The 7,730-nt window shown below is 48.1% G+C and carries 6 protein-coding genes; 2 read left to right on the top strand and 4 right to left on the bottom strand.

What is annotated here, in order from left to right; translation table 11 throughout:
- The first annotated feature begins 640 nt into the window (after positions 1–640).
- Positions 641–3,103, top strand: coding sequence for an Ig-like domain-containing protein (locus ACWVCM_RS14565; protein WP_455202489.1), 2,463 nt, complete (start codon positions 641–643; stop codon positions 3,101–3,103).
- 214 nt (positions 3,104–3,317) lie between these two features.
- Here the strand turns inward: ACWVCM_RS14565 and ACWVCM_RS14560 are convergent, their stop codons facing one another.
- The 4 genes from ACWVCM_RS14560 to ACWVCM_RS14545 are packed head-to-tail and all read right to left on the bottom strand — an operon-like array spanning position 3,318 to position 6,463.
- Positions 3,318–3,971, bottom strand: a complete 654-nt coding sequence (locus ACWVCM_RS14560; RefSeq protein WP_455202488.1) for a DUF4166 domain-containing protein — start codon at positions 3,969–3,971, stop codon at positions 3,318–3,320.
- An 11-nt stretch (positions 3,972–3,982) separates the two neighbouring features.
- Positions 3,983–5,407, bottom strand: a complete 1,425-nt coding sequence (locus tag ACWVCM_RS14555) for a TIGR01777 family oxidoreductase (protein ID WP_455202487.1) — start codon at positions 5,405–5,407, stop codon at positions 3,983–3,985.
- Complete coding sequence (locus tag ACWVCM_RS14550) at positions 5,404–5,928, bottom strand: thiol-disulfide oxidoreductase DCC family protein (RefSeq protein ID WP_455202486.1); 525 nt, start codon at positions 5,926–5,928, stop codon at positions 5,404–5,406. Before ACWVCM_RS14550 ends, ACWVCM_RS14555 begins: the two co-directional genes overlap by 4 nt.
- Positions 5,929–5,932: 4 nt before the next feature.
- Positions 5,933–6,463 carry a GbsR/MarR family transcriptional regulator gene (locus tag ACWVCM_RS14545; protein ID WP_455202485.1) on the bottom strand — a complete coding sequence of 177 codons (531 nt, stop codon included), beginning with the start codon at positions 6,461–6,463 and terminating at the stop codon, positions 5,933–5,935.
- 602 nt (positions 6,464–7,065) lie between these two features.
- On the opposite strand from ACWVCM_RS14545, the gene ACWVCM_RS14540 reads away from it, so the two are divergent.
- The coding region (locus ACWVCM_RS14540; protein WP_455202484.1) for a hypothetical protein at positions 7,066–7,730 on the top strand (665 nt) is incomplete at its 3' end.

The raw sequence follows: 7,730 nt of genomic DNA, 5'->3' as shown, positions 1-7,730 counted from the left end.
CTATTTGAGCGCGTTCGGGAGGCGGGGGTCGAAGGCTGATGAAAGCCATCCCTGGCTTTCACCTTACAGGCGTTATTCGTACGTCCAATTTTGTTCCGGACAAAATTGTCAAATCCTTTCACTCCGACCAATGTTCAATCACTTACCCTACACTCCCTATCACTCTCTACATGCGTCTTGACAGTAAGTAGGTGTGCTGAAAAAAACATAAACTGCTTTCTAAATTTTCTATATCAATATTCAATAAACATGTATCCGATTTTAGCGAAAAGCAATTTCTTCTAAATATCAAAACGCGGCCTGTCCTAATGACTAATCACAGCTGTTGTATCATTAATATATTCTTACTTACACAGTTCGACAAAACACGAGTAATTAACAGCGCGATCTAGCAACCAGAAACTTTTCGTCTTATTTGCTCCAGAATAGCGGTAAATTCGCAATGTTTATAGCTGGGATTCCATTCCGTTGATACCTATCAATGCAATCATTTTCATCTTATTTTTTAATAAGAATTAGATAATTAAAAAACTCTAGCATTGTGTGAACCTATACATTGTCGTGTTAGAAAAGCGCAGCGAGATTTGGAGAATTTCTATCGATAGTTTGGGTCCGACTTAATCGACACGGATAAAAGCTGATGCTTCCTAACATTCATCAACAAAAGTCTTTTCGACTCTGCGCGTTTATCTTGGTACTGCTCTTCGCCATACTGAGCACACTGGGTTCCAATGGTGACGACGGAGCTACTACAGATAATGGTGGCGCCACGAACAAAGGCTGGCTAACCTTAACCTATCCAACCGAAGAAGACAGTTATCCCACCGATACTTCCCCCCAGTATCTGGCAGGCGAAGCATTTATCAGCCCTACCTGGTATCGCTGTTGTACGGGTGATGCGTCGGATACGGGCGTGACCGTGATATGGAGAAACGATGCCACCAATGAATCGGCCCAGGCTTCACAACATGTTCGCTACTGCTTATTCCTTTTTTCACTCGTATTGTGTGATCATACCTGGAGCGCGAGCATCCCGGTAATCGCCGGTGACAACCGCATCACCGTCACGGCCACCGATCCGGATGGCAATCACGGTGAAAAAACCATTACTATTATACGCAGTCCGGATGTCACGCCACCTTACGTTGTTTCTACTGTCCCGGCCGACGAAGATACCGATGTTTATTTTAGTCCGTATCTTCAGGTAAGGGTGACATTTAACGAATCTGTTGTTCCATCGACAGTTAATAACAATAGTTTTACCTTGCGAAACTTTGCGGGCGATCCTGTTAGCGGCACGATTACCGTATCGTCGGGCGGTAGCAACGCGACGTTCCAGGCCACCAGCTATATTGCGCCCAATGGAACCTATATCGCCACGCTCACCACCGAGATTACCGACCTCAACGGACTCTCCATGAGCGAGGACTACAGTTGGACCTTCAGTACCGGTGAAGGAGATACGGTTGCACCCACGGTGCTGTATACAAATCCCTGGGCGAATTCAACGGATGTTTCACCGAATGTTATTGTGTCGGCGACATTCAGCGAATCCATGTCTTTACCCACACTGAATTCTGATACTTTCCAATTGCTGGATGCAGCGAGCAATCCAGTCGATGGCGCAATAACCGCTTCCCCCAATCGGGTGACGTTTACGCCGACAGATCCATTGGAAGGCAATGCATTGTATACTGCGCTTATTACGACGGGAGTAACTGACGAAGCGGGTAATCACCTTGAAAGTGATTACAGCTGGAGTTTTACCACCACGGTACCCGATACCACACCTCCCACTGTTACCAGTACATCGCCAGTCGATGGCGAAACCGCGGTCGCTATCGATGGCAGTCTTAGTGTGACCTTCAGTGAAGACATGGATATTACATCAATCACCAGCGATAGCTTTTTGCTGGAAGATTCCGGCGCCAATTCCGTAATCGGTGTGATATCCAACGGCAACATATTCACACCGTACGCCAAGCTTGCTTTAAACGAAACCTACACTGCAACGATTACCACGGGCGCCACCGATCTGGCGGGTAATCCGCTGGCGCAACCTTACTCATGGAGTTTTACGACCACAGAAGACGGCATAGGTAGCTGGTCGGCGACATCAACCGTTAACGCGCCAACACCCCGTAAAGAAGCAACCGCGGTATGGAGCGGTACAGAAATGCTGGTCTGGGGCGGGGAAAACGGTAGTTATTTGAATAGCGGTGGCCGCTATAATCCGGCAACCGACAGCTGGCAATCCATGTCTACCGACAATGCTCCCGGAGGATGCTCTACTCCAGTCTCAGTTTGGACCGGCGAAGAAATGATTATCTGGTGCGGTCGCATCACTTCCGATGGCAGAGGCGGTCGCTACAATCCTGCTACGGATACCTGGAGTGCGATATCTACATCTAATGCGCCAGGTGCCGTCAGCAATACCACCGCCATATGGACCGGAACGGAAGTGATCGTCTGGGGAGGTTATGGAAGCACATATTCCAACAGTGGCGCACGTTACAATCCAGGCACTGATACCTGGCAGGCAACCACGTTAACCGATGCACCAGCGCCACGTGTTTATCATACTGCAGTATGGTCGGGCAGCGAGATGATTGTATGGGGCGGGGATGGTGGTCCGTTTGTGAATATTGGGGATACCGGCGGCCGTTATAATCCTGATACCAATAGCTGGACTGCCGTCACGGCCAGCGGCTTTCTCAATAACAAGGTGGGTCACGTTGCGCAATGGGCAGATACCTTAATGGTAACCTGGAATGGTAAAGACAATTCCGGCCGTTACAATCCGCTCACCGCTAGCTGGACTGGAATAGCCACGTTTAATCCGCTCATTGATCGGGACGGTCCATTGTCAGCCTGGACGGGGCAACAGATGATCGTCTGGGGTGGTAAAATAATTGATCCTCTCAATAGCGGCGCTGCTTACAACCCTTCAACGGACAGCTGGAATCTCATGACATTTAACAATGCGCCATCAGGACGTAGCGATACTGTCAGCGTATGGACCGGCACCGAGTTCATTGTCTGGGGTGGGCAAGACTGGACCGGCGCGCTCACTAATACCGGTGGACGTTATAGTTTCCCATAAGTGAAAAATAGCCACAGAAAAACGAGATGACCCTCAATCACTGCGACCAACACTCAAATCCTACTGCTGCGCACTCTAGCTCTTTCTTTTGCCGACCTGATAAACAGTAAACTGGTTACCTGATGTCATAAATGTTGCACCACGTAACCAGCGTCATTATTAATTTAGATTTAGTGATGACATAAGCACTGTTCAGTAATGCAAAGACAGCCATTTAACCACTCTGATTAAAAAACTCGCCTCGCTGATAAAATAATGTGCCAAACAGAGGATGTGCCACACGAATAATCACCTGAAAGCGCTGCGCATCGATGTTGCGATGCAATAGCTCAAAGGAGCCGACGGTCAGCCAACGCGGTAAACGGATACGCCATTGACCAAGGCGTAAGAAATACCCATTATCTTTGAACATTAATGCACTTTGGGTTTCGTCGAGCTGAAGATACATCCCTATACCGCCACCAAATTCCTCATGCAGGTGAGGTTGACCACTAAATTTTGAAGTAAATGTAAAAGTGTCGTTATCCCTCAACCGATAACGTCGTTGTTTCATAATGACATCCCCACGTCGAAATATTTTAAAGTCAAAATCTGTGTGCTGTTGGCAAGTATCCGGTAGTATCGAAAAGGGTCGTAATACACGCGCCAATAAAGCACCAATGGGTGAGCAATACACCCATTGCATGGTGCCGGAAAAGCTGAGCGCCATATTCTCTCGTAACATCGGCGAGAATCGTCGCCGAATCGCTGGGTGCAGTGTTGCCCATCTCGATGCATCCATGGATCGTCGTAAGATATCGGCAAAAGACTGCGGAACAACGCGGGCACTTGTTCGAAACACCAGTGATGACGATACAGGCGCATTCATTAGTAACCTCCTCATGTAAGATCCATTAATGCACTACGCAAACTCGGGAACTGATATTCGAATGCCGTTTGTTTCAAACGTCGCGGTACAATGTGAGGACCATCCACAAACATCGAAGCCATTTCGCCGAGCAAACGACGCAATATTATTGTCGGTATGCGTAGAAAAACCGGACGATGTAATTGTTGTCCTACCTGTTGGGCAAACTCTTCGTAGGTTGGGCTATCGGGCGCAACAGCGTTGATTTTCCCTCGCAATGAATCATCTGCAATTGCTTTTGCGATCAGGCGCAAAAGATCTTCAATATGGATCCAGCTAATGTGTTGCTGTCCACTACCTAAAATGGCGCCGAGCCCTATACGAAAAGGCAGTAACAGCATGGGCAATGCCCCACCGCTGCGGCCGAACACCAAACCGAACCGCAGCGTTACACAACGAATTCCACCTGTTTCCAATACTTGCGTCATAGACTCCCAACGTTTACATAGTGCTGCAGCAAATCCTTTTCCAGCAGGCGATGTTTCATCCAGCATGGTTTCACTGTGTGTGCCGTAGTAGCCGATCGCCGACGCCTGAATCCACACTCCCGGAGAATGTTTGGCACGCTGCACATAATTCAACAGATCTTGCGTCGTTTTAACGCGACTGCTGGTTAGTATATGTTTGCGTTTTGTTGACCAGGGTAACCCAACCACCGGCGCACCTGCCAAATTGATGATGACATCGAATACTTCATCGGAAGATAGCTGTTCCGTACTGCGCACGGCTCGCACTTTTCCCGCAAACTGAAGTGACGCAGCTTCCGGCCGTCGGGTAAGTAGCGTCACTTCATGGCCACCGCTCAACAATTCACGACACAGCGCACTGCCAATAAATCCGGTTCCCCCGGATACCAACACCCGACGATGACCACCAAAATCCAGTTGCAGTTGTAAATCCAGGCGTTGCAAACTCCACGCGGCCAAAGCATCCCGCACTCCGGACACCGCCACCCCAATGGCACCCAGTGTTAGAAACCATGATTGCCAACCATAATCCACCGCATAAAACGCCGTCGCCTTGCCATACCAGGAAGGCAACTCAATCGCTAGCAGCACAAATGCCGCGCCACCGTTGACAGCCAGTAAGGTATGAGTAATGCGTTCGGATTTTGGCAATAAGCGCGTGGCATCTTCAATCACAAAGTCCCACAGCGTCAGCAGCACTTCAATTAAGATGATCCCCACCAACAACACAACCCACACACCTCCCCATTGAAACCACGCGACACCGAAAAACACAACGGCATAAAGCATGGAACGAACTGCATGAATTTTTAGCTCCAGCTTTGCGGTTGGACAACGCGGTAATGCAACTTTGAATTCGTGGTGATACAAAGTATCAAAGGCACCCATCACTGCTTGCACTACGAGCAAATTAATAAATAAGTCCATCATGCCCCACCCCCTTTGCGTTTCTGTTGGTCAGTGCCACAAATATCATCCGAACACTCGACACGCTGTGAATGAAAACCAAGCCAGCGCGAGATCAGGTTGCGATTGGGTGCAAAATTTCGGTAAAAAATATCGGCCAGTGGCGAAATTAATGGCCAGCCGGTAGGTGCCATCAACCAGCCCCATCCTACCTGGCGATACACATGACGAATTGCCGGCATACCTACTAACCATTGCCCTGACGCGAGAAGCACATGCAAAGCTTCGGACAATGTTGAGCGTGGCACGCCCCATTTTTCCTCATCAAACTGAGGCGAACTGATATCTACGAGCTGTAGTCGTTCATATTTATCAACGCTTTTTAAGCGTTGCATTTCGGCCCGACACAGCGGGCATGCATGGTCATAAAAAACGAGCGAAGGTTGCTCTACCCTTATCGTATTAGACCATCTTTCATTTTTGTAATTTCTGTATAAACAGAAATTAGAAGTCTTTAAAAAAAGACCCAGCAAAGCGTCTTTCATTCTGTTACTCCTTCTTGTTAAGCAATCGAGTGATCTTGTTACCAAGCTTCATTATTTTTACCAGTGCTGACCTGGGAATCGTTTGCATCTGCGCATGCCAGGTGGTTAACGTCTCTAAAAACTCTTTGATTTCACTAATTTTTTTCTTGATATCAGGGGGTGTCTGGGTATCTTCTGCAGCTTCCAGCTCGCACTGTCTTAGTAAGGTAAGGGTCGGATTAATTTCCCGCTTTTTGCGCTCCTCGACCACGCAATTAAAAATGTCCCACAGGTCTTCCATGGTTTCAAAGTGATCGCGGCGGTCGCCAAGCACATGGACTACTTTGACAAGCCCCCATGATTGAAGCTCTTTGATGCTGGTGCTTACATTAGAACGGGCGACTCCCAGTGTTTCACTGATTTCCTCTGCATTCAAAGGCTTAGGCGAAAGATAGAGCAATGCATGAATTTGCGACACGGTCCGGTTAACTCCCCAGCGGGTACCCATCTCGCCCCAATGCACCACAAATTTTTCCATAATCGGAGTCAGTTTCATATGATATTTCCGTTGTTTCTGTTATTACAGAAATTAGCAAAATAATATTTGCCTGTCAACGTAAGCATGGATTGTTTGCAAATTTAAGCAGTTAGCTTGATGAATGCTTTGATGGCAACTGTTGCGTTTATGGGTCACTCGCAGGTGTATGATGGGGAATTGAGATGTCGAGGTGTGAAATCAGTGTGATTGAAATTTACTGGAGCTCAACAGCATGGATTTCAAATCAATGATCATGCGTACATTTGAGCGCATCCGGGAGGCGAAGATCGAAGGCTGAAATACTTTCACGCCGACCAGCATCTAATAAAAATCTCATTGTTGAACTCTTTACATCCATGTAGCGGTTGTCAAGCTCGCCATGCATAGCGAGCGTGCGTCGAACTGCGACAGTCCACTGGGCCTTCGGTTTCTACTCACTCTTTCAAGCAAACCAAATGAAAATAACTCTTTATATATAAAAAAGCTGGCCTTTCACTTAATTGCTCTGCTACCCGAATTGGGAAAAAGACCAGTCTTGCCCAGGAAATCTGAACTTCCATCTATAATAGTCGTTCAAAGATATAAACCTGCTTTGAATAACTGAAGGAGGCGCATCTGAGATGATCATAATGTACTCCAAACGGCTAATGATGCCCTTTGTTGGTGTGATCCAGGTTGCCGAACTGGACAGTACCAGGGCCCTGAGCGCCGATGGTGTCAATTGGGCGATCCAATATGTCCAACCTGAAGATACCCGCCGACGTACCGACAATCCTGTAAAAGATGCCGATAGTCATTATTTACTGGTGGCGACAATTGCACGTGGGTATCTCCAAAAAAAGCCGGGGCACAAATATCTCGATCCTGGCGTCCACTCGGCTATCGAACGTCTATACGAAGCTGTCACTAGTGCAACCGTTCCCTTTGCAGCAAAGGATCGCTACGAGTACTGGCTATTGGATGATACTGACGGTCGTCCCCTTGCGCTTTTACAGTCCACTGCCAATGAAAATGACATGAAACTGCCGTCTCCTCATCCGGTATGGCTCGCGATGCCTGCCGCCCAGTTGGAAGTACAGGCACCGGAACCGGTCGATGATTTCTATGTGCCTCCCGTCAACTATCGCCTGCAGGGACTCATCGAGATACGCGCTGGCGCAAAACCGCGAGCCGCCTGGTTCGAACGTGCTGATCCGGCGAGTGATGATTTTCCACCCTGCCTGATTCGCGAGGACTGGGACAACGAAGAACATCAACAATTGTGCGATCGCTACATCCAGCGTCT

The organism is Kaarinaea lacus, from assembly GCF_975902315.1.
This window is presented reverse-complemented; position numbering and strand designations above follow the sequence as displayed.

Coding starts and splice junctions, on each gene's coding strand:
- ACWVCM_RS14565 (WP_455202489.1), top strand. CDS start 641: ATGCTTCCTAACATTCATCAACAAAAGTCTTTTCGACTCTGCGCGTTT.
- ACWVCM_RS14560 (WP_455202488.1), bottom strand. CDS start 3,971: ATGAATGCGCCTGTATCGTCATCACTGGTGTTTCGAACAAGTGCCCGC.
- ACWVCM_RS14555 (WP_455202487.1), bottom strand. CDS start 5,407: ATGATGGACTTATTTATTAATTTGCTCGTAGTGCAAGCAGTGATGGGT.
- ACWVCM_RS14550 (WP_455202486.1), bottom strand. CDS start 5,928: ATGAAAGACGCTTTGCTGGGTCTTTTTTTAAAGACTTCTAATTTCTGT.
- ACWVCM_RS14545 (WP_455202485.1), bottom strand. CDS start 6,463: ATGAAACTGACTCCGATTATGGAAAAATTTGTGGTGCATTGGGGCGAG.